Raw genomic sequence first — 21,022 nt, 5'->3', positions numbered from 1 at the left:
GCCCCCTGTAAGCGGCAAGCGGCAAGCAGCACTGAGATGCCTTGGGGTTGGGTGCACCTAGTTAACGTGGGTGGCGAAGTCCTGTCTGGCAAAAATGGTGGAGCGGCTAGGGTTGGCTTGCAGCTTGCGGCTTGCGGCTTGCAGCTGGCCGGGGAGCAAAAGCGATGAGCGTCCTGCAAACCCAAATTACCCCCAGCTCACCGGAATACGCGGCCAACGCAACGGCCATGCGCTCCCTGGTCAGCGAGCTGCAAGCCCTGCTTGCCGCCATTGCCGAGGGCGGTGGCGAGGCGGCGAATGCGCGGCATCTGGCGCGGGGCAAGCTGTTGCCGCGTCAGCGCGTGGATGCGCTGCTCGATCCGGGTTCGGCCTTTCTGGAGATCGGCCAGCTGGCCGCCCATGAGGTCTATGGCGAGTCGGTGCCGGCGGCCGGGGTGATTGCCGGTATCGGCCGGATCGAGGGCGTTGAGTGCATGATCATCGCCAATGACGCCACGGTGAAGGGTGGTTCCTACTATCCGCTGAGCGTGAAGAAGCACCTGCGGGCGCAGACTATCGCCCGCGAGAACCGTCTGCCGTGCGTCTATCTGGTTGATTCGGGCGGCGCCAACCTGCCACGCCAGGACGAGGTGTTCCCGGACCGTGAGCACTTCGGGCGGATCTTCTTCAATCAAGCCAATATGAGCGCGGCGGGCATTCCGCAGATTGCTGTGGTGATGGGCTCCTGCACCGCGGGTGGCGCCTATGTGCCGGCGATGGCCGACGAGACCATCATGGTGCGCGAACAGGCGACCATCTTCCTCGCCGGGCCGCCGCTGGTGAAGGCGGCGACGGGTGAGGTGGTCAGCGCCGAGGCGCTGGGCGGCGCGGATGTGCATTGCCGCACCTCGGGCGTGGCCGACCATTACGCCGAGAACGACGAACACGCCCTGGCCCTCGCCCGTCGCTGCATTGCCAATCTGAACTGGCATAAGCAGGGTGAGCTGAACTGCCGCCCGGTGCTGCCGCCGCGCTATCCGGTGGACGAGTTGTACGGGGTGATTCCGGCTGACAGCAAGCAGCCGTTCGACGTGCGCGAGGTGATTGCGCGGCTGGTCGACGACAGCGCCTTCGATGAATTCAAGGCGCTGTTCGGCACCACGCTGGTCTGCGGTTTTGCGCATCTGCACGGCTATCCGGTGGCGATTCTGGCCAACAACGGCATCCTGTTTTCCGAGGCCGCGCAGAAGGGCGCGCACTTTATCGAGCTGGCCTGCCAGCGCGGCATTCCGCTGCTTTTCCTGCAGAACATCACCGGCTTTATGGTCGGCAAGAAGTACGAGGAAGGCGGCATCGCCAAGCACGGCGCCAAGCTGGTTACCGCGGTGGCCTGCGCCCGGGTGCCCAAGTTCACGGTGATTATCGGCGGCAGCTTTGGCGCCGGAAACTACGGCATGTGTGGCCGCGCCTACGATCCGCGCTTTCTGTGGATGTGGCCGAATGCGCGCATCTCGGTGATGGGCGCCGAACAGGCCGCGGGCGTGCTGGTGCAGGTCAAGCAGGAGCAGGCCGAGCGCAATGGCGAGCAGTTCAGCGCCGAGCAGGCCGAAGCCCTGCGCCGGCCGATCCTCGATCAGTACGAACGCCAGGGCCACCCCTACTACGCCAGCGCCCGCCTGTGGGATGACGGCGTGATCGACCCGGCGCAGACGAGGGATGTGCTGGGGTTGGCGATATCGGCGGCCCTCAACGCACCGATTGAGGCAACGCGGTTTGGGGTGTTTCGGATGTAGCGGCGCACATCAGCGGCAAGCTGCAAGCCGCAAGCCGCAAGCTGACCGAGTCCGCTTCTGGCTTGTGCGTTTTAGAAAGCCCGGCGTTGGCTTGGGTTAGGAAATAGGCCTGTGGGCTGCACGGACAGCTTGCCGCTTGTAGCTTGTAGCTTGCAGCTGCGCGAGCAAGAGCGCCGCCAGCCACCAATCGAGAAGAATCGAATGAGCCAGTACCAGACTATAGAAATTGAATTCCGCGCAGACGGTGTGGCGACGCTCTGGCTTGCTCGCGCAAGCAAGAACAACGCCTTCAACGCGCAGATGATCCGCGAGCTGCTGGACGCCCTGGATGCGGTAGCGGCTAACCCGGCGGTGCGCTTTATGCTGCTGCGGGGGCGTGGCAAGCACTTCTCTGCCGGTGCCGATCTGGCCTGGATGCGCGATTGCGCGGCGCTGGATTACAACGCCAATCTGGACGACGCCCGCGAGCTGGCCCAGCTGATGGCCTCGCTGGCGCAGCTCAAGGTGCCGACGCTGGCGGTGGTACAGGGCGCGGCCTTTGGTGGCGCACTCGGGTTGATCAGTTGCTGCGATATGGCGATTGGTGCGGAGGACGCGCTGTTCAGTCTGTCGGAGGTGCGCATCGGTCTGCTGCCGGCGGTGATCAGCCCCTACGTCACCCAGGCCATCGGTGCCCGCGCCACCCGTCGCTACGCGCTGACCGCCGAACGCTTTGACGGGCTGCGGGCCCGCGAGCTGGGGCTGCTGGCCGAGTGTTATCCGGCGGTCGGGCTGGAGGCGGCGCTCGATCAGTGGGTCGCCAACCTGCTGCAGAACGGCCCGCAGGCGATGATGGCCACCAAGGCGCTGCTGCAGGAGGTTGGGCTGGGTGCCATGAGCACGCCGCTGCGCCGCTACACCGAGGCAGCGATTGCCCGGGTGCGGATCAGCCCCGAAGGTCAGGAGGGCCTGTCGGCCTTCCTGGAAAAACGCCAACCCGACTGGTGCGCGAGCCATGATTGAGTCCCTGCTGATTGCCAACCGCGGCGAAATTGCCTGCCGCATCATGCGCACCGCGCGCGAGCTGGGTATCGCTACCGTGGCGGTGCACAGCGATACCGACCGCGACGCCCTGCACGTGCGCAGCGCCGATCAGGCGGTCAACCTCGGTGGCGCCCGCCCGAGCGACAGTTACCTCAAGGTCGAGGCGATCATCGCCGCGGCCAAAGCCTCCGGCGCCAATGCGATTCACCCGGGTTACGGCTTTCTCTCCGAGAACGCCGACTTTGCCCGCGCGGTGGCCGCCGCCGGGTTGATCTTTGTCGGCCCACCGGCCAGCGCGATTGACGCCATGGGCAGCAAGTCGGCGGCCAAGGCGCTGATGGAAACCGCCGGGGTGCCGCTGGTGCCCGGGTATCACGGCGCCGATCAGGCGCTGGAGACCTTCCGTGCCGAGGCCGCCAAGATCGGCTATCCGGTGCTGCTCAAGGCAGCGGCTGGCGGCGGCGGCAAGGGCATGAAGGTGGTCCAATCGGAAGCGGAGCTGAGCGAGGCGCTGTCGTCCGCCCAGCGTGAAGCGCAGGCGGCCTTTGGCGATGCGCGCATGCTGGTCGAGAAATACGTGCTGCAGCCGCGCCACGTCGAGATTCAGGTGTTTGCCGATCAGCACGGCAACGCGGTGTATCTGGCCGAGCGCGACTGTTCGATCCAGCGCCGTCACCAGAAGGTGGTGGAAGAAGCCCCGGCACCGGGTCTATCGCCCGAGCTGCGCCGCGCCATGGGCGAGGCGGCGGTCACCGCGGCGCGCGCCATTGGCTACGTGGGCGCCGGGACCGTGGAGTTTCTGCTCGACGCCCGCGGCGAGTTCTTCTTCATGGAGATGAACACCCGCCTGCAGGTCGAGCACCCGGTGACCGAGCTGATCACCGGGCAGGATCTGGTCGCCTGGCAGCTTCGCGTGGCTCAAGGGCAGCCGCTGCCGCTGACGCAGGAGCAGATTGTGCTGCGCGGCCACGCGATTGAAGTGCGGCTCTACGCCGAAGACCCGGAACAGGATTTTCTGCCCGCCAGCGGCGAGCTGACGCTGTACCGCGAACCGGCTGCGGGAGCTGGGCGGCGGGTCGACAGCGGGGTGGTCGAGGGTGACCGCGTCTCGCCGTTCTATGACCCGATGCTGAGCAAGCTGATCGCCTGGGGCGAGGACCGGGAAACCGCCCGTCGCCGTCTGCTGGCAATGCTGGCCGAGCAGCAGTTGGGCGGGCTGCACAGCAACCTCGCCTTCCTGCGCCGGGTGCTGGCGCATCCGGCCTTTGCTGCCGCCGAGCTGGATACCGGATTCATCGCGCGTCATACCGACGTTCTGCTGCCCGCCCCGGCGCCGTTGCCCGAGGCCTTCTGGGCGCTGGCGGCCCGTGCCTGGTTGCTGACTCAGCCCGCATCCAAACGCGCTGATGATCCGCACAGCCCTTGGGCTGGTGCCTCCGGGTTGCGCCTGGGGCTGGCCGGCGAGCAGCGCCTGCATCTGCGCTGTGGCGAGGCCGAGGCGCGCGCCCTGCCCGCCGGGGGCGTCAGCCTGCAGGGCGATCAGCTAGTGGTGGATGGCCGTCGCCACGCCGTGCAGCGCCGTGGGCAATGGCTGTTTGTCGAGTGGGACGGGCAACTGCAGCGGGTCACCCTGGTAGACCCGGTCAGCGAGGTGGAGGCCCAGCAACACGGCCACGGCGGGCTGACCGCGCCGATGAACGGCAGTGTGGTGCGGGTCCTGGTCGAGCCGGGTCAGCGGGTCGCCGCTGGCGAGTTGCTGGTGGTGGTCGAGGCAATGAAAATGGAGCACAGTATTCGCGCTGCCGAGGCCGGTGAGGTCACGGCCGTTCACTGCGCCGAGGGTGATCTGGTTGACGAAGGCCGGGTGCTTGTGGCGCTGCAACCGCTTGCTGAGGAGGCAACGGCATGAGCATGCCGCAACAGGTGCGTCTGGTCGAAGTCGGCCCGCGTGATGGCCTGCAGAACGAAAAACAACCGATCAGCGTCGCCGACAAGGTGCGTCTGGTCGATGACCTGAGCGCTGCCGGATTGGGTTATATCGAGGTCGGCAGCTTCGTTTCGCCCAAGTGGGTGCCGCAAATGGCCGGGTCTGCCGAGGTGTTTGCCGCAATTCAGCAAAAGCCCGGCGTGACCTACGCGGCGCTGGCGCCGAACCTCAAGGGCTTTGAGGGCGCGCTGGAAGCCGGAGTAAAGGAAGTGGCGGTGTTTGCCGCTGCCAGCGAGGGGTTCTCGCAGAAGAACATCAACTGCTCGATTGCCGAGAGCCTGCAGCGCTTTGAGCCGATCATGGCCGCGGCCAGGGAGCATGGCGTGCGGGTGCGCGGTTATATCTCCTGTGTGCTGGGTTGCCCGATTGACGGTGACGTGGCACCGGAGCAGGTCGCCGCGATTGCCCGCGAGCTGCTCGACAGCGGCTGCTACGAGGTCTCGCTCGGCGACACCATCGGCGTCGGCACAGCCGGTGATACCCGCCGGCTGATCGAGGTGGTTGGCCGCGATATCGACCGCAGCCTGCTGGCCGGGCATTTTCACGATACTTACGGGCAGGCGCTGGCGAACATTCACGCCAGCCTGCTGGAAGGCGTAGCGGTATTCGACAGCTCGGTCGCCGGGCTGGGCGGTTGCCCCTACGCCAAGGGCGCGACCGGTAACGTCGCCACCGAAGACGTGCTCTACCTGCTCAATGGGCTGGGTATCGAGACGGGCGTCGATATGGCGGCGCTGGTGCAGGCCGGCCAGCACATCTGCAACGTGCTCGGCAAAGTCAACGGCTCGCGCGTGGCGCGGGCCTTGCTGGCGCGGGAGCAGGTATGAGCGAACCCTTGTGGCGGCCGGCGCCCGAGCGGGTTGCGTCCAGCCGGATGGATAGCTTCCGGCGCTTTATCAATCAGCGCCATGGGCTGGCGTTGGCCGACTACCCCGCGCTGCATGCGTGGAGCGTCAGCGCGGTTGCCGATTTCTGGCAGGCAGTGGCGGATTTCTTTGCGGTGGACTTCAGCACCCCGCCGCAGCAGGTGCTGGATAACGCGGATGCCATGCCCGGCGCGCAGTGGTTTGCCGGTGCCGAGCTGAATTTTGCCGCCCACCTGCTGCGCCGGCGCGACGACCACCCGGCGCTGATTGCGCTCAGCGAAGACGGTCAGCGTGAACAGCTCAGCTACGCCGAGCTGGCCGCGCGGGTGGCCGGGTTGCAGCAGCACCTGCTGAAGCTCGGTGTGCAGCCGGGTGACCGCGTTGCGGCGCTGATGCCCAATACCTGGCAAACGGTGGTCGGCATGCTGGCGGCGGCGAGCATCGGTGCGGTCTGGTCCTCCTGCTCGCCTGACTTCGGCGCGCAGGGCGTGGTCGACCGCTTCGGCCAGATCGAGCCGCGGGTGCTGATCGCCTGCAGCGGTTATCGCTACGCCGGCAAGCAGCTGGACATGAGCAGCAAGCTGGCGGAAATCCTGCCGCAACTGGGCGGCCTGCAGCAGCTGATCATGGTGCCCTACGGTGGCGTGGAGCCGTGTCTGGCGGAGTTTGCCTCGGTGGTCTCGACCGCCCACTGGGACGACGTCAGCCAGCCGGCCGGCAGCCCGGCGTTCACCGCCCTGCCCTTTGCCCAGCCGCTCTACATTCTGTATTCCAGCGGCACCACCGGGGTGCCCAAGTGCATCGTTCACGGTGCCGGTGGCACCCTGCTGCAGCACCTCAAGGAACACGGCCTGCACACCGATCTGGGCAGCGAGGACGTGCTGTTCTACTTCACCACCTGCGGCTGGATGATGTGGAACTGGCTGGTTTCCGGGCTGGCGCTGGGCGCAACGCTGGTGCTCTACGACGGCTCACCGTTCGAGCCCTCTGCCGAGCGACTGATCGACCTGATCGACGCCGAGAACATCAGTATTTTCGGCACCAGCGCCAAGTATCTGGCCGCGCTGGAGAAGGCTGGGGTCGAGCCGAATCGCAGCCACCAGCTGAGTCGGTTGAAGGCGGTGCTGTCGACCGGTTCACCGCTGGCGCACGAGGGTTTTGACTACGTCTACCGCTGCTTCAAACCGGACCTTTGCCTGTCGTCGATCTCCGGCGGCACCGACATCGTCTCCTGCTTCGCCCTCGGCAACCCGACCGCGCCGGTCTGGCGTGGCGAACTGCAGTGCAAGGGCCTCGGCATGGCGGTCGAGGTGTGGGACGACGAAGGTCAGCGGCTGAGTGAAGGCAAGGGCGAATTGGTCTGCAGCAAACCTTTCCCGTCCATGCCGCTGGGCTTCTGGAAGGATGAGGACGGCAGCCGTTTCCGCGCCGCCTACTTCGAGCGCTTCCCCGGCGTCTGGGCACATGGCGATTACGCCGAAGAGACCCCGCACGGCGGGCTGATCATTCACGGCCGCTCGGATGCGGTGCTCAACCCCGGCGGGGTGCGCATCGGCACCGCGGAAATCTACCGGCAGGTGGAGAAGGTCGAAGCGGTGCTGGAGTCGCTCTCCATCGGCCAGCAGTGGCAGGGCGATGTGCGCGTGGTGCTGTTTGTGCGCCTGCGCGACGGCGTGACGCTGGATGCGGCACTGGAAGCCGAGATCCGCCAGGTGATTCGCGCCAACGCTACCCCGCGCCACGTGCCGGCGAAGATCATCGCCGTCAGCGATATCCCCCGCACCCGCAGCGGCAAGATCGTCGAACTGGCGGTACGCAATGTGGTGCACGGTCTGCCGGTGAAGAACACCGACGCGCTGGCCAACCCCGAGGCGCTGGATCTGTTTCGCGATTTGCCCGGGTTGCAGTAGCCGGGCAGGCCGGGTTTCTGCTTGGCCTGCCCGGTGCTGGCTTAGCTGGGCTCTACCCGATGCTCGTAGGTGGCATTCAGGCGGGCGGTGAGGTATTCGGCGCAGGTAATCGGCTCGTACTTCGGCGCTTCATCCGGGATTACGTCACGCGGGTCGACGATGGAGTCGGGGTTCACTTCCAGGAAGAAGGCGATGGAGTAGCGCTCCTGCTCCGGCGGGCGCACGCGGTGCGGGGTGGAGACGTAGGTGTCGTTGCTCCAGCGCATCAGGCAGTCGCCGATGTTGCAGACGAAGGCGCCCGGTACGTGCGGGGCGTCGATCCATTGACCCTGACGGGTCAGCACCTGTAGGCCGGCGACCTTGTCGGTGGCCAGCAGGGTGACGTTGCCGTAGTCTGTGTGGGCGCCGGCGCCGCCGTCTTCGCGGTCAATCTGACCGGCGCTGGCCGGATAGCGCAGCATGCGCAGGGTGGCGATCGGACTATCCAGATGCGCGGCGAAGAAATCCTCCGGCAGGCCCAGGTCGATGGCAAACCCCTTGTGGATCAGCCGGCCGAGGTTCAGGCAGCCGTCGAAGTAGCCAAGCATGGCGTCGCGCCAGCCGTCGATCGGCGGCCAGAAGTTGACGCCACGGAAGGGCTTACCAGCCAGCACGTCCGGGTGATCGGCGGGGAAGTCGGTGCCGATGTTGAAGGCTTCCTTCATGTCCGCACCCGCTTCCGGGTTGAGTTTTTCGTCGGCCATGGCGACGTAGCCGCGGTTGTGTGGTGATTTCTTGATCGACATGGCCTGCTTGGTTTCCAGCGGCAGCTCGAACACCCGTTTGGCGTTGGCGAACGCGCCGGCCATGACCTCTTCCGGGACGCCGTGGTCGACGGCGTAGAAGAAACCGATTTCACGGCAGGCAACGCCCAGCTGGCGAGCGGTCTCGGCGCGGACGGCGGGGTCTTCGCTGTTCAGGCCAGCGACGGAAATAAGGGGCAGTGATTGCATGGTTTGGCTCCTGACTGCGGGCGGGCAGTCGTTTAGATCATCGAGGTACGCAGGTGCGCGATATCGCGACACTGCTGAAAGAGTGCGAGGCCCTGCTGCTGGGCTTCACTGATAACCGTTTGTTCGCTCACCTGGGTGGCGCGACCGTTGTCGATCAACTGTCGGCCATCGACCCAGACCGCGGCGACGTTGCGGGCGTCGGCGGCGAAGACCAGATTCCACAACAGATTGCCGCCGGCGTTATTGATCTCGATCGGTGTCAGGTTGGGTTGGGCCAGATCGAGCAGCAGCAGGTCGGCCTGCTTGCCGACTTCCAGCGAGCCGATGCGATCACCGAGGCCCAGGGCGCGAGCACCGTTGATGGTCGCCATGCGCAGGATCTGGTCGGCCGGCAGCACGGTGGCGTCCAGCCGGGTGGCTTTCTGGATCAGCGAGGCGAACTTCATTTCCTCGAACAGGCTGAGGCTGTTGTTGCACACCGGGCCGTCGGTGCCGAGGCCGACGGTGATGCCGGCGGCGAGCATTTCCGGCACGCGGGCGACGCCGCTGGCGAGCTTGGCGTTGCTGATCGGGCAGTGGGCGATGCTGGTGCCGGTGTCGGCGACGCGCTTGATCTCCTCGTCGGTCAGCCAGACGCAATGGGCCAGCAGGGTGCGCTCACCGAGGATGCCGTAGTGATCCAGCTGGGCGATGGAGCGGCGACCAAACTCGGCTTTGACGGCGTCGTCTTCTTCCTTCTGCTCGCTGGCGTGGGTGTGAATGCCGACGCCGTATTCGGCCTGGCATTCCAGCGCTTCGCGGTAGGCATCGGCGGTGCAGTAGAACAGGTGCTCCAACCCCATCCAGACCTGAATACGACCGTTCTGTGCGTCGTGGTGGCTGTGGATCAGCGCGCGGTTCTCGGCGCGGGTGGCGAAGAAGTCCTTGCCGGGCGCGTCGGCCACGTAGGGCGCCAGATTCACCCGCAATCCGACCTCACTGGCGGCATCGGCGCAGCGATCCATAAAGCGGTACATGTCCATCACGCAGGTGGTGCCGCTCTTCAGCGCTTCCAGATAGCACAGGCGTGCCGAGTGGAAGGCGTATTCTTCGGTGAGCGCGCGGTGTTCCAGCTGATACCAGGGCAGCCATTCCATCAGCTGCATGTTCTCGGTCACGCCGCGCATCAGGCTGGAATGGGAGTGGGCGTCGATCAGACCGGGCAGCAGTGCATGGCCGCTGGCGTCGATCACCGGCACGCCGGGCGGGATGATCAGCTCGTCGCTGGGGCCGACGGCGCTGATGCGCCCGTCCTGCACGATGAGCGTGCCGCGGGGGATGACGCGGTTGTGCGGATCGACGGTAAAGATAGCTGCATCACGCAGCGCAAACTGGCTCACTGGCTACTCCTGGCAGTTGACTGAACTGACGCAGCGTCGGTTCAGGACACTGTGACGGCACGGCGGGCACGGAAGCGGTCAGCTTGGCTGATGTCTTCCTCGGAGGCTGTCCGAGCGGAACACATTAAAACGGGTTGGTATTATCCCCCGCAGCAGCGCTCAGCACCACCGGCGGAAGGGTTTAGGGCAGGCTGATGAATGAAGCGTCAACAGACCCTAGGCCGTGCGTGCGCTCTGCACGGCTGTTGCGGGTACGGCCAGACCACAGCCACGCAGGATCACTTCGGTGAGGAAGTTGGCGGCGTGGTCAAAGTCTTTCTGTTCGTACTCGGCCTTGTTTTCAACCATCAGCACCTGCACCTGGAAATCGGCGTAGTGTTGGGTTGAGGACCAGATCAGGAAAATCAGCTGCACCGGGTCCACCGGTGCCATGCGGCCCTGATCGATCCATTGCTGCATCACGGCGGCGCGGCCACGCACCCATTCGCGCATGTTGGTGCGCAGGTGGGTCATCAAAAAGGGCGCGCCCTGCATGATCTCCATGGCAAACAGCCGGGAGGCCAAGGGGTACAGACGCGACATCTCGACCTTGGCGCGGATAAAACTGGCCAGCGCCTCGGCGGGGTCGTCGTCGACGGTCACGCTGGAAAAAACCGCGTTCCAGCGCGAGAGAATATCGTCGAACATGGCTGCATAGATCTTCTTCTTGTTACTGAAGTAATACAGCACGTTCGATTTGGGCAGTTCGGCCCGTTCGGCGATGTTCTGGATGGTGGCACCACGATAGCCGTGCAAGGCAAATTCCTGTTCCGCTGCCGCCAGAATGATCTCGTGGTTGCGTTCGCGAATGCGGCCGGGCTTGTAACTCCGGGGTTTGCTCTTGCTGGTCATGGTCATCCGTCGCCTTGTTCCAGTGCGGGGCCGGCCTGACCGGCCCCACGGGTGTTGTCAGAAGTGGAATTTCACCAGCGCGCTGACGGCGCTTTCGGTGTCCATCACATCATCATTCAGACCGTACTTGTTGTTCCAGTAGGAGTACTCGATACCTGCGTAGAGTACGCCCGGGCTGCCACGGTAGTTACCCAGGTCCAGCTTCAGCTGCGGGTTGAAGTGGAAGTCGGACTTGTGGTCGTCTTCGGCAGTGGACCAGTCAATGTAACCGTCGAACAGAATACGGGTGCTGCCAAATTCCATCGCCTTGCCCCAGACGACGGTGGTTTGATAATCGTCAGAGGTCTCGCTGTTGTCTACGTAGTAGAAACGGGTCGCGAAGTACATGAAGCCCGGCATGTTCCAGTCGATACCCGGACCGACCATGTAGTTGTTGACGTTGGTGCCGCCGCCAAACTCGTACTGACCGGACAGAGTAAAGTCCTTGATCAGGCCATCGCCGCCCAGCTTGTTGCCGGTCAGCCAGCTCAGGCTCAGGTTAGGCGCGAATTCACCATACAGATCGTCAGTGTCAGTGTCCTTGCCGTGACCCTGGTTGCGGTCAACGAAGAAGAAGGTGCTGCCCCAGTCGTGACCGGTCGCGTTCTCGAAGGTAAAGAACGTTTGCGTGGTCTTGGTCTTGCCGAAGGCCTGATAGTCGTCGCTGTACAGAATCGAAATGCTGGAGTCGGAGAAATACTTCTCAGCGTGTGCAGCCGGGACAAAGGCGCCTGCGATGCACGCGGCGATCAGGGTTTTTTGCAGTGTGCTCATATTCGATGCTTCCTGGAATCAGTGATTTAGTTTTGATTGGCATAGTGGGTGCTCAAGTTACTTGCTCGGCCTATAGGGTTGGCCGATTGATAGGGGTGTGTTGAGGCGGGTCCGCGCGGGATTCCACGACAACAGCACCAGGACAATGATGGTGACGACATAGGGCAGCATGGCCAGCAGCTCGGTCGAGCTGTTCCAGCCGAGCCCCTGCAGCACCAGGTGCAAGATGCTGGCGGCGCCAAACAGATAGGCGCCGAGCAGCACACGCTCGGGTTTCCAGGTGGCGAAGACCACCAGGGCCAGCGCGATCCAGCCGCGACCGGCAGTCATGTTCTCGGTCCACATGGGGGTGTAGGCCAGCGACAGGTAGGCGCCCGCCAGGCCGGCCATGGCGCCACCAAAGGCCACGGCCATGTAGCGCACCGGCAGCACTTTCAGGCCATTGGCGTTGGCCGCTTCCGGGGACTCGCCGACGGCGCGCAGAATCAGGCCGCCGCGGCTGTATTTGAGGAAGCAGAACACCAGCACAAAGATCAGCAAGGATGCGTAGACCAGCAGGTCCTGGTTGAACAGCACCGGGCCGATGACCGGGATATCGGACAGCAGCGGAATGGCAATCTTGTCGAAGCCGTCGATCGACTGACCGACAAAGCCGCTGCCGACAAAGGAGCTCAGGCCGATGCCGAAGATGGTCAGCGCCAGGCCGGCGGCATACTGGTTGGCGGCCAGGGTGATGGCCATCAGCGCGAACAGCATGGACATCAGCACGCCGCCCAGCATGGCTGCCAGAATGCCCATGCTCAGGCTGCCGGTGGAGGTGGCGGCGATAAAGCCGATCACCGCGCCCATCAGCATCATGCCTTCCTGGCCGAGGTTGAGCACGCCGGAGCGCTCGCACACCAGCTCACCCAGGGCGACCAGCAGCAGCGGGGTGCCGGCGACTACGGTCGCGGCGAGTACGTTGGTAATCAGTACGGCGTCCATCTCAGGCCTCCCCTGCTACGGCCTTGGGGGCCCGACGAATGCGAATGCGGTAGTGGATAAAGGCGTCACAGGTCAGCAGATAGAACAGCAGCAGCCCCTGGAACAGCCCGGTGATCGCCTTGGGCAGCGCCATGGCGATCTGCAGCATCTCACCGCCCATAAAGGTCAGTGCCAACAGCGCGGCCGCCAGTACAATACCGACCGCCTGCATGCGCCCGAGGAATACCACGATGATCGCGGTGTAGCCGTAGCCGGGTGACACCTGCGGTACCAGCTGGCCGAGCGGGCCGGTCACCTCCGACGCACCCGCCAGACCGGCCAGACCACCGGCCAGAATGAACGCCAGCAGAGTCAGACGCTTGGCCGGGAAGCCGGCGAAGGCGGCGGCGCGCTCGTCCTGGCCCAGCACCTTGAGCTGGAAGCCGACGAAGGTGCGGGCGAACAGCACGCCGACCGCGACCGCCGCCAGCAGGCCGAACAACAGGCCGATGTGCAGGCGGGTATCGGGGATCAGCTTGGGCAGCAGCGCCGAAGCGGCGAACATCTCCGACTGCGGAAAGCCGAAGCCGTACGGGTCCTTCAGCGGGCCGTGAACCGCGTACAGCAGCAGGTTCAGGGCGATGTAGTTGAGCATGATGGTGGTGAGGATCTCGTTGCAGTGGAACTGCGTTTTCAGCAGCCCCGCCAGCAATGCCCAGGCGGCACCGGCGACCATGCCGGCGATCAGCACCAGCGGCAGCACCCAGGGGCCGCTCTGGTCGCTGAACTGCAGAGCAGCCGCGCTGGCCCACAGTGCCCCCATCAGGAAGTGCCCTTCGGCGCCGATATTCCACAGCTTGGCGCGGTAGCAGATGGTCAGGCCGGCCGCGCAGAGCAGCAGCGGTGCCATCTTCAGGCCCAGCTCGGCCCAGCCGTGTTTATCGCTCAACGGGGTCAGGAAGAAGAAGGTCAGGCCCTCGACCGGGTCCTTGCCCAGGGCCATAAAAATGCCCATGCCGGTGATGATGGTAAGGATCAGTGCCAGCAACGGGGAGGCCCACTGCATGGCGCGGGAGTCGACGGCGCGACGCTCAAGCGACAGCATGGGAAACCTCCGAAGGTGCAGCGCTGGGGAAATCACCGGCCATCCACTGGCCGAGTCGTTCAATGGTCAGCTCACTGGTGTTGACCAGCGGCGACAGCCGACCGGCGCAAATCGCGCCCATGCGGCCACAGAGCTGGAACAGTTCGTCCAGGTCCTCGGAGATCAGTAGCACGGCGGCGCCTTCGTCACGCAGACGCACCAGCGCCTCGTGGATGGCAACCGCCGAACCGACATCAACGCCCCAGGTCGGGTGCGAGGCGACCAGCAGCTTGGGCTGCTGCATGGCTTCACGACCGATGATGAATTTCTGCAGATTGCCGCCGGACAGGCTGGCGGCGTGGCTGTCGATGCTGGCGGTGCGCACACCGAAGGCCTCGACAATACGACTGGCATAGTCACGCACCTTGCCCATGGCGACCCAGCCGGTTTTCACCATGCCTTCGCCATAGGCGGTCAGCAGGCTGTTGTCGACCAGCGACATGGACGGGACCGCGCCGCGGCCCAGGCGTTCTTCCGGTACCACCGCCACGCCCAGGCGGCGACGGACAGCGGGCTTGGCCTGGCCGATGGCCACACCGTTGAGGGTGATGCTGTCGTTGCTGACCAGCGCCTCGCCCGACAGGGCGCGCAGCAGCTCGTCCTGGCCATTGCCCGCGACGCCGGCAATGCCAACGATCTCGCCGGCGCGCAGGCTCATGCTCAGAGCCTGCAGGCTGGTACCGAACGGATCGCTGGTGCGGTAGTTCAGTTCACGCACGTTCAACAGCACCTCGCCCGGCTCGCGCGGCTCGACCTGGGTGGACAGCGGAGTTTCGTTGCCGACCATCATGCGGGCGATATCGTCGGTGCTGACCTCGGCCGGGTTGCACTCGCCGGTCACCCGGCCCTGGCGCAGTACCGTGGCGCGGTGGCAGAGATCGCGCACTTCCTGCAACTTGTGGCTGATAAATAGAATGCTGCAGCCCTCGTGCGACAGCTGGCGCAGGGTGCGGAACAGGGTTTCGACCTCCTGCGGGGTCAGCACCGAGGTTGGCTCATCGAGAATCAGCAGTGAGCTTTCCTGAATCAGGCAGCGGACGATCTCGACCCGCTGGCGCTCGCCAATCGACAGGCTGTTGACGTAACGACGCGGGTCCAGCGCCATGCCGTAGTGCTCGGAGACCTCGCTGATGCGGGCTTCCAGCTTGCGCCGGTCGCGGGCCTGATCAGCGGGCAGGCTGAGAGCGATGTTCTCGGCTACTGTCAGGGTTTCAAACAGCGAGAAGTGCTGAAACACCATGCCGATGCCCAGTTCCCGGGCGTGGGCCGGGCCTTGCAGGGTCAGCGGATGGCCGTTCCAGGTGATACTGCCGGCGTCGGGCTGGATGACGCCGTAGATGACTTTCATCAAGGTGCTCTTGCCGGCGCCGTTCTCGCCGAGCAAAGCATGAATTTCGCCTGCGTTGACTGTGAGCTGGACACCGTCGTTCGCCCGGCATCCGGGGTACTCCTTGACGATGTTTTCCAGCTTCAGGCGTTGTGCGGTTGCCATTCAGTTTCCTCTATGGGCGTTGTACCGGCGCGTATAGATGACAGGCCGGGCGACGACGCCCTATTAATAACTGACCAATCAATCAACATTTTCTGTCAGAGCAATTTGCTTGCCAAAAGTCAAAAAACCGCGAAAATCAATTTTTCGGACTAGTTGGTCAAGTTTTTGCAAATCTACTCCCAGCCTCTGTGTGCGCTACTGCTGTGGCGCCACGCCTGAACCCGCCTGAATGGGCCAAACCGTGCATAGAGCGGAGACGACCGTGATTGAGTTCTATCTAAATGGCCAGCCGGAAAAACTTGACCGTGCTGACCCAAACATGAGCATCCTTGACTGGCTGCGCACCAAAAAGCGGCTTAGTGGCACCAAAGAAGGCTGCGCCTCCGGTGACTGCGGAGCTTGTACCGTGCTGCTGGGTAGCCCTGCCGACGACGCGGGCGCGCATTATACGGCAATCAACAGTTGCATCAGCCTGATCGGCTCGCTGCATGGCAAGCACCTGATTACCGTGGACGCGCTGTCGCCGCAGCAGGCGCATCCGGTGCAGCAGGCCATGGTCGAGTGCAGTGGTTCGCAGTGCGGCTTCTGTACACCGGGCTTCATCATGTCGATGGTGGGTCTGCATCAGCAGGTAGCCGGCAGCAACAGCACCGCCAGCGAACACCAGTTGATGGAGGCGCTGGCCGGCAACCTGTGCCGCTGTACCGGCTATCGACCGATTCTCGAAGCGGGTCGCCGCACCCTGGTCGATGCGGTGCAGCACTGGGATGGTGCCGCCTTGTTCGAACCTGCACCGGCGCAGACCTTCAGCGACACCCGCGCACGCGCCGCCAGCCTGGAAGATGACGAGGGCAAGCGCTTTGACGCGCCGGTGGAGCTGAGCGAACTGCGCAGCCTGCTGGCGGCCAACCCGGATGCCCGGCTGGTGGCCGGCAGCACCGACCTGGCGCTGGAAATTACCCAGCAGCTCAAGACCCTGCCGCAGCTGATCTCGGTGGAGCAGGTTGCCGCGCTGCACGCCCTGGACTGCGACGAACAAAACCTGACCATCGGGTCGGCTGCCACTTACAGCGAGTTTGCTCCTACGCTCTGTGCCGACTGGCCAGCCTTTGCCGGCATGCTGGAGCGCCTTGGCTCACTGCAGGTACGTAACCGTGGCACCCTCGGCGGGAATATCGGTAACGCCTCGCCCATCGGTGACATGCCGCCGCCGCTGATCGCCCTTGGCGCGCAGATTCAGCTCGACGGCGCCAATGGCGAGCGTTGGCTGGCGCTGGAAGACTTCTTCGTGGACTACAAGAAAACCCGGCTGGCGCCGGGCGAATTCATTCGCGCCGTGCAGGTGCCGCGCCCGCAAGATAACCAGCGGCTGTTTATCTACAAGATTTCCAAGCGGCTGGATGACGACATCTCCGCCGTGTTGGGTGCCTTCTGGCTGCAGTTTGACGGCGATACGGTCAGTGATTGCCGGCTGGCGTTTGGCGGTATGGCGGGTATTCCCAAGCGTGCGACGGGGGCGGAAGCGGCGTTGCGCGGTGCTGTCTTTGATGACACCGCCGTGGCGGCCGCGCAGGCGGCGCTAGCGAGCGACTTCTCGCCGCTGTCCGATGTGCGCGCCTCGGCCAGCTACCGCATGTCGGTGGCCGGTAACCTGCTGCTGCGCGCCCTCCTTGAATGTCGTGCCGGCGAGACCGGTGCCCCAGCCCTGACGGTGACCGACTATGCGTAAACTGCCCCGTGACATCTCTCGCCAGAGCGGCCAGCCGGTCGGCGTGGCAGGTCAGAGCACGCTGCACGACAGCGCCTGGCTGCACGTCAGTGGTCAGGCTCGCTATATCGATGATCTGCCCGAGCCCGAAGGCATCCTGCACGCGGCGGTCGGCCATAGCGAGCAGGCGCATGCCCGGATCAAGAGCATGGACCTGTCCGCCGTCCGCGCCTATCCCGGTGTGGTGGCGGTACTGACGGTCGATGACGTGCCCGGCCACACCGATATCGGGCCGGTTTTTCCCGGTGATCCGGTACTGGCTGGCGAGCTGGTCGAGCATATTGGTCAGCCGATCTTCGCGGTGGCGGCCACCAGCCATACCGCTGCGCGCAAGGCGGCGAAGCTGGCCAAGGTCGAGTACGAGCCACTGCATGCGGTGCTGGACACCCGTGAGGCGCTGGAGAAGCAGTTCTTCGTGCGTCCCAGCCACACCCAGCAGCGCGGTGACCCGGATGCGGCATTGGCCGGCGCGCCGCATCGCCTCAAGGGCGAAATCAACGTCGGCGGGCAGGAGCACTTCTATCTGGAAGGTCAGGCCTGCGTGGCGTTGCCGCAGGAAGACGGTGGCATGTTCGTGCACACCTCCAGTCAGCATCCCTCCGAGGTACAGAAGCTGGTGGCTGAAGTGCTCGGCGTACCGATTCATGCCGTGACCACCGAGGTCCGCCGCATGGGTGGCGGCTTTGGCGGCAAGGAAACCCAGGCCGCGCCGGTGGCTTGCGTCGCGGCCTTGTTGGCCAACGCCACCGGGCGCGCGGTGAAGTATCGCCTGTCGCGTCCGGATGACATGGTGCAGACCGGCAAGCGCCATGACTTTTTCAATACCTACGACATCGGTTTTGACGAGCAGGGCGTGATTCAGGGTGCCGAGATCATGGTGGCCGGGCGCTGCGGCTACTCACCGGACCTGTCCAATGCGATTGTCGAGCGCGCGATGTTCCACTCCGACAACGCCTATTATCTGGATCAGGCGCGGGTCACCGGCCATTGCTGCAAGACCCACACCGTCTCCAACACCGCCTTCCGCGGCTTCGGCGGCCCGCAGGGCATGATGGTGATCGAGCAGGCGGTGGACGACATTGCCCGCCATCTGCAGCTCGACCCGCTGGAGGTGCGCAAGCGCAATCTGTATCGCGAAGGCCGCGATACCACCCATTACGGCCAGACTATTACCCATCACGTGCTGCCGGAGCTGATCAGCCAGCTGGAGACCAGCTCGGACTATCAGGCCCGCCGCGCCGAGATCCGCGCCTTCAACCAGCAGAGCCCGGTGCTCAAGCGCGGGCTGGCGCTGACGCCGGTCAAGTTTGGTATCTCCTTTACCGCCAAGCACCTCAACCAGGCCGGCGCGTTGGTGCTGATCTATACCGACGGCAGCCTGCAGGTGAACCACGGCGGCACCGAGATGGGTCAGGGCCTGTACATCAAGATAGCGCAGGTGGTTGCTGCGGCGTTCCAGATCGATGTCGACAAGGTCAAGGTGACCGCCACGCGTACCGACAAGGTACCCAACACCTCGCCCACCGCCGCCTCCTCCGGCTCGGACCTGAACGGTATGGCGGCGCTGGACGCCTGCGAGAAGATCAAGGCGCGGCTGATTGCCTTTGCCGCCGCCGAATATGGCTGTGAGCAGAGCGCCGTGCGCTTCGAGAACAACCAACTGGTAGCGGGCGACATTCGTCTGGACTGGGCCGACTTTATCCAGAAGGCCTACATGAACCGCATCGCCCTGTCCTCCTCCGGCTTTTACGCCACGCCGAACATCTACTACGACCACGCCAAGGGCCAGGGCCACCCGTTCCTGTATTACGCCAACGGCGCTGCCTGCTCCGAGGTAGTGCTGGATACCCTGACCGGCGAGTACCGGGTGTTGCGCACCGACATCCTGCACGACGCCGGGCAGTCGCTGAACCCGGAAATCGACATCGGTCAGATTGAGGGCGGTTTTGTCCAGGGTATGGGCTGGCTGACCACCGAGGAGCTGGTCTACAGCGACCAGGGCCGCCTGCTGACCACGGGCCCTGCGACCTACAAGATTCCGGCGGTGTCGGATACGCCGCCGGACCTGCGCGTCAACCTGCTGGCCAACAGCCCGAACAAGGAAGCCACGGTATTCCGTTCCAAGGCCGTGGGCGAGCCGCCGTTGATGCTCGGCATTGCGGTCTGGAGCGCCCTGCGCGACGCCGTCGCCAGCCTGACCGATTACCGCTACAGCCCGCCGCTGGACACCCCGGCCACCCCCGAGCGCATGCTGGCGGCAGTGACGGCAGCGCGCCAGTGGGCGCTGGCCGAACAGGAGGCCGTGTCATGAACAAGCAACTGCGCTGGTTCGAGGCGGTCGCCGACTGCGAGCAGCGCGGCGAGCCCTATGTGCTGGTCACCGTGGTCGGTGTTGCCGGCTCGGTGCCGCGTGAGCCGTCGAGCAAGATGGTGATCAGCGGCGAACACACCTGGGACACCATCGGCGGCGGTCATCTGGAGTATCTGGTCACCGCCCGGGCCCGCGAGCAGCTGGCTGCCGGTCGTTACGAGACGCTGCTGGAGCACTTTCCGCTGGGCGCGTCGCTGGGCCAGTGCTGCGGCGGCAGCGTCTCGGTACTGCTCGAAGGGCAGCCCGGCAGCGATGCGCAGCTGGTGGTATTCGGCGCCGGCCATGTAGCGCAGGCGCTGATGACGATCATGGGCCAACTGCCCTGGCAGGCGACACTGGTGGATTCCCGCGCCGAGGTGTTCCCGGCCGACCTGGCACCCAATATCAGGGCGCTGCACAGCGACGATCCGGTCGGTGATGCCCCGGCGCTGTGTCGTGGCCGCCATGTGCTGATCCTGACCCACAACCATCAGCTCGATTACGACCTGTGCCGCGCCCTGCTGGACGCCGGCGATGCTGCCTCGATCGGTCTGATCGGCTCGCAGACCAAGGCCGATCGCTTTCACCAGCGGCTCAACCACCGGGGCTACAGCGACGAGCAGATCGCGCGCATTCGCTGCCCCGTTGGGCGCAGCGATGTGCCGGGCAAGCGACCGATGGAAGTGGCGGTATCGATCAGTGCCGAATTGCTGGCCCTCGGCAAGCCGGCTGCCCCGCGCGAGCGCCGTCGCGGCGTGAGCTGGCCGCAACTGCGCGATCTGATGAAACAGGACAACACCCTTGAGACACCGCAACAGCCGGTGGAGACAAAATGACTTTAGAACACCTGAACACCCTGCCTGAAGACCAGGCGCTGGCGGTCTTTCGTGATTGCTGCGCCGCTGATGCTTGGGCGCGCCCGATGGTCGTCGCCCGCCCCTATCACAGTGCCGAAGCGCTGCACGGCACCGCCCGCGCGCTCTGGCCCAACCTGCACGAGGCCGACTGGCTGGTGGCCTTTGAGGCGCACCCGAAGATCGGTGACATCAAGAGCCTGAAAGCCAAGTACGCCAGCACCGAAGCGCTGGCCAGCGGCGAGCAGGCCGGCGCGCGTGTTGCGCCTGATGAGATACTGCAGCGCCTGAAAGACGGCAACGACGCCTACTTCGACAAGTTCGGCTTTATCTTCATTGTCTGTGCCACCGGCAAGAGCGCCGAACAGATGCTTGAGCTGCTGGAGCAACGCCTGCCCAACAGCCGCGAGCAGGAAATACGTATCGCTGCCGAAGAACAGGCCAAGATCACCCACATTCGTCTGGACAAGCTGCTATGAGCAAGAGCCCGATTACCACCCACATTCTCGACCTCGGCAGCGGCAAGCCCGCCGCCGGTGTGCGCATCACCCTTGAACAGCGGCAGGGCGACAGCTGGATCACCCTGGCGGCAGCCGAAACCGACGCCGACGGCCGCGTGCTGAACGATTTTGGCAGCGAAGCGGTCGCCGGTGTCTACCGCCTGACCTTCGACACCGACGGCTACTACGCGGCCCAGGGCCTGCGCTGTTTCTACCCGCAGGTCACCATCGCCTTCCGCCTGGACGACGTGCAGGCCCATTACCACGTGCCGCTGCTGCTCAACCAGTGGGGCTACTCGACCTACCGGGGGAGCTAGG

Annotated in this window: 17 protein-coding genes; 10 read left to right on the top strand and 7 right to left on the bottom strand. The window is 64.8% G+C overall.

Annotated elements, in window-relative coordinates:
- Positions 1–164 precede the first annotated feature (164 nt).
- The 5 genes from ASB58_RS16030 to ASB58_RS16010 all read left to right on the top strand — a co-directional run bounded on the left by ASB58_RS16030 (position 165) and on the right by ASB58_RS16010 (position 7,558).
- Positions 165–1,772: a carboxyl transferase domain-containing protein gene (locus ASB58_RS16030; protein ID WP_118131613.1), complete on the top strand. Its 1,608-nt coding sequence runs from the start codon at positions 165–167 to the stop codon at positions 1,770–1,772.
- Positions 1,773–1,973: 201 nt separating this feature from the next.
- Positions 1,974–2,774: a gamma-carboxygeranoyl-CoA hydratase gene (locus ASB58_RS16025; protein WP_118131612.1), complete on the top strand. Its 801-nt coding sequence runs from the start codon at positions 1,974–1,976 to the stop codon at positions 2,772–2,774.
- Entirely contained in the window at positions 2,767–4,704 is a 1,938-nt protein-coding gene (locus ASB58_RS16020) for an acetyl/propionyl/methylcrotonyl-CoA carboxylase subunit alpha (protein WP_118131611.1), read from the top strand. The genes ASB58_RS16025 and ASB58_RS16020 overlap by 8 nt, the downstream gene beginning before the upstream one ends.
- On the top strand, positions 4,701–5,609 hold the full coding sequence (locus ASB58_RS16015; RefSeq protein WP_118131610.1) for a hydroxymethylglutaryl-CoA lyase: 909 nt from the start codon (positions 4,701–4,703) through the stop codon (positions 5,607–5,609). The genes ASB58_RS16020 and ASB58_RS16015 overlap by 4 nt, the downstream gene beginning before the upstream one ends.
- Positions 5,606–7,558: an acetoacetate--CoA ligase gene (locus ASB58_RS16010; RefSeq protein ID WP_118131609.1), complete on the top strand. Its 1,953-nt coding sequence runs from the start codon at positions 5,606–5,608 to the stop codon at positions 7,556–7,558. Before ASB58_RS16015 ends, ASB58_RS16010 begins: the two co-directional genes overlap by 4 nt.
- A gap of 41 nt (positions 7,559–7,599) precedes the next feature.
- Here the strand turns inward: ASB58_RS16010 and ASB58_RS16005 are convergent, their stop codons facing one another.
- The 7 genes from ASB58_RS16005 to ASB58_RS15975 form a co-directional block, all read right to left on the bottom strand.
- Entirely contained in the window at positions 7,600–8,550 is a 951-nt protein-coding gene (locus ASB58_RS16005) for an isopenicillin N synthase family dioxygenase (RefSeq protein WP_118131608.1), read from the bottom strand.
- A gap of 32 nt (positions 8,551–8,582) precedes the next feature.
- Positions 8,583–9,929: an amidohydrolase family protein gene (locus ASB58_RS16000; protein WP_118131607.1), complete on the bottom strand. Its 1,347-nt coding sequence runs from the start codon at positions 9,927–9,929 to the stop codon at positions 8,583–8,585.
- A gap of 216 nt (positions 9,930–10,145) precedes the next feature.
- Positions 10,146–10,820, bottom strand: coding sequence for a TetR/AcrR family transcriptional regulator (locus tag ASB58_RS15995; protein WP_096005962.1), 675 nt, complete (start codon positions 10,818–10,820; stop codon positions 10,146–10,148).
- A 57-nt stretch (positions 10,821–10,877) separates the two neighbouring features.
- Positions 10,878–11,633 (bottom strand): hypothetical protein, encoded by a 756-nt coding sequence (locus tag ASB58_RS15990; protein WP_096005941.1) that lies wholly within the window; start codon positions 11,631–11,633, stop codon positions 10,878–10,880.
- A gap of 57 nt (positions 11,634–11,690) precedes the next feature.
- On the bottom strand, positions 11,691–12,617 hold the full coding sequence (locus tag ASB58_RS15985) for an ABC transporter permease (RefSeq protein WP_118131606.1): 927 nt from the start codon (positions 12,615–12,617) through the stop codon (positions 11,691–11,693).
- 1 nt (position 12,618) lies between these two features.
- A complete protein-coding gene (locus ASB58_RS15980) occupies positions 12,619–13,701 on the bottom strand; it encodes an ABC transporter permease (protein ID WP_096005939.1) in 1,083 nt (360 codons plus the stop codon).
- Positions 13,688–15,232, bottom strand: a complete 1,545-nt coding sequence (locus ASB58_RS15975; RefSeq protein ID WP_118131605.1) for an ABC transporter ATP-binding protein — start codon at positions 15,230–15,232, stop codon at positions 13,688–13,690. Before ASB58_RS15975 ends, ASB58_RS15980 begins: the two co-directional genes overlap by 14 nt.
- Positions 15,233–15,494: 262 nt before the next feature.
- Between ASB58_RS15975 and xdhA the strand changes: the two genes are divergently transcribed.
- Genes xdhA through uraH form a run of 5 tightly spaced genes read left to right on the top strand, consistent with a single transcriptional unit; the run spans position 15,495 to position 21,021 of the window.
- The gene (gene xdhA, locus ASB58_RS15970; RefSeq protein ID WP_268877917.1) at positions 15,495–16,961 is read left to right on the top strand and encodes a xanthine dehydrogenase small subunit; all 1,467 of its coding nucleotides are present in this window, start codon (positions 15,495–15,497) and stop codon (positions 16,959–16,961) included.
- Positions 16,954–19,311 carry a xanthine dehydrogenase molybdopterin binding subunit gene (gene xdhB, locus ASB58_RS15965; RefSeq protein ID WP_118131603.1) on the top strand — a complete coding sequence of 786 codons (2,358 nt, stop codon included), beginning with the start codon at positions 16,954–16,956 and terminating at the stop codon, positions 19,309–19,311. The genes xdhA and xdhB overlap by 8 nt, the downstream gene beginning before the upstream one ends.
- A complete protein-coding gene (gene xdhC / locus ASB58_RS15960) occupies positions 19,308–20,186 on the top strand; it encodes a xanthine dehydrogenase accessory protein XdhC (RefSeq protein ID WP_118131602.1) in 879 nt (292 codons plus the stop codon). The genes xdhB and xdhC overlap by 4 nt, the downstream gene beginning before the upstream one ends.
- Positions 20,183–20,683: a 2-oxo-4-hydroxy-4-carboxy-5-ureidoimidazoline decarboxylase gene (uraD, locus tag ASB58_RS15955; protein ID WP_118131601.1), complete on the top strand. Its 501-nt coding sequence runs from the start codon at positions 20,183–20,185 to the stop codon at positions 20,681–20,683. The genes xdhC and uraD overlap by 4 nt, the downstream gene beginning before the upstream one ends.
- Entirely contained in the window at positions 20,680–21,021 is a 342-nt protein-coding gene (uraH, locus tag ASB58_RS15950; protein WP_118131600.1) for a hydroxyisourate hydrolase, read from the top strand. Before uraD ends, uraH begins: the two co-directional genes overlap by 4 nt.
- The last annotated feature ends 1 nt before the right edge of the window (position 21,022 follow it).

Origin of the sequence: Pseudomonas abyssi, from assembly GCF_003444685.1 — a bacterium.
In the GTDB taxonomy this organism is placed as follows: Bacteria; Pseudomonadota; Gammaproteobacteria; order Pseudomonadales; family Pseudomonadaceae; genus Halopseudomonas; species Halopseudomonas abyssi.
The sequence above is the reverse complement of the archived record's forward strand: the minus strand, read 5'-3'. Positions and strand labels throughout refer to the sequence as shown.

Excerpts from the sequence above, each read along its gene's own strand:
- ASB58_RS15975 (WP_118131605.1), bottom strand. The coding sequence starts at position 15,232 with ATGGCAACCGCACAACGCCTGAAGCTGGAAAACATCGTCAAGGAGTAC.
- uraD (WP_118131601.1), top strand. The coding sequence starts at position 20,183 with ATGACTTTAGAACACCTGAACACCCTGCCTGAAGACCAGGCGCTGGCG.
- ASB58_RS15990 (WP_096005941.1), bottom strand. The coding sequence starts at position 11,633 with ATGAGCACACTGCAAAAAACCCTGATCGCCGCGTGCATCGCAGGCGCC.
- ASB58_RS16015 (WP_118131610.1), top strand. The coding sequence starts at position 4,701 with ATGAGCATGCCGCAACAGGTGCGTCTGGTCGAAGTCGGCCCGCGTGAT.
- ASB58_RS16010 (WP_118131609.1), top strand. The coding sequence starts at position 5,606 with ATGAGCGAACCCTTGTGGCGGCCGGCGCCCGAGCGGGTTGCGTCCAGC.
- ASB58_RS16020 (WP_118131611.1), top strand. The coding sequence starts at position 2,767 with ATGATTGAGTCCCTGCTGATTGCCAACCGCGGCGAAATTGCCTGCCGC.
- ASB58_RS15985 (WP_118131606.1), bottom strand. The coding sequence starts at position 12,617 with ATGGACGCCGTACTGATTACCAACGTACTCGCCGCGACCGTAGTCGCC.
- ASB58_RS15980 (WP_096005939.1), bottom strand. The coding sequence starts at position 13,701 with ATGCTGTCGCTTGAGCGTCGCGCCGTCGACTCCCGCGCCATGCAGTGG.
- uraH (WP_118131600.1), top strand. The coding sequence starts at position 20,680 with ATGAGCAAGAGCCCGATTACCACCCACATTCTCGACCTCGGCAGCGGC.
- xdhC (WP_118131602.1), top strand. The coding sequence starts at position 19,308 with ATGAACAAGCAACTGCGCTGGTTCGAGGCGGTCGCCGACTGCGAGCAG.
- ASB58_RS16030 (WP_118131613.1), top strand. The coding sequence starts at position 165 with ATGAGCGTCCTGCAAACCCAAATTACCCCCAGCTCACCGGAATACGCG.
- ASB58_RS16025 (WP_118131612.1), top strand. The coding sequence starts at position 1,974 with ATGAGCCAGTACCAGACTATAGAAATTGAATTCCGCGCAGACGGTGTG.
- ASB58_RS16005 (WP_118131608.1), bottom strand. The coding sequence starts at position 8,550 with ATGCAATCACTGCCCCTTATTTCCGTCGCTGGCCTGAACAGCGAAGAC.
- ASB58_RS15995 (WP_096005962.1), bottom strand. The coding sequence starts at position 10,820 with ATGACCAGCAAGAGCAAACCCCGGAGTTACAAGCCCGGCCGCATTCGC.
- xdhB (WP_118131603.1), top strand. The coding sequence starts at position 16,954 with ATGCGTAAACTGCCCCGTGACATCTCTCGCCAGAGCGGCCAGCCGGTC.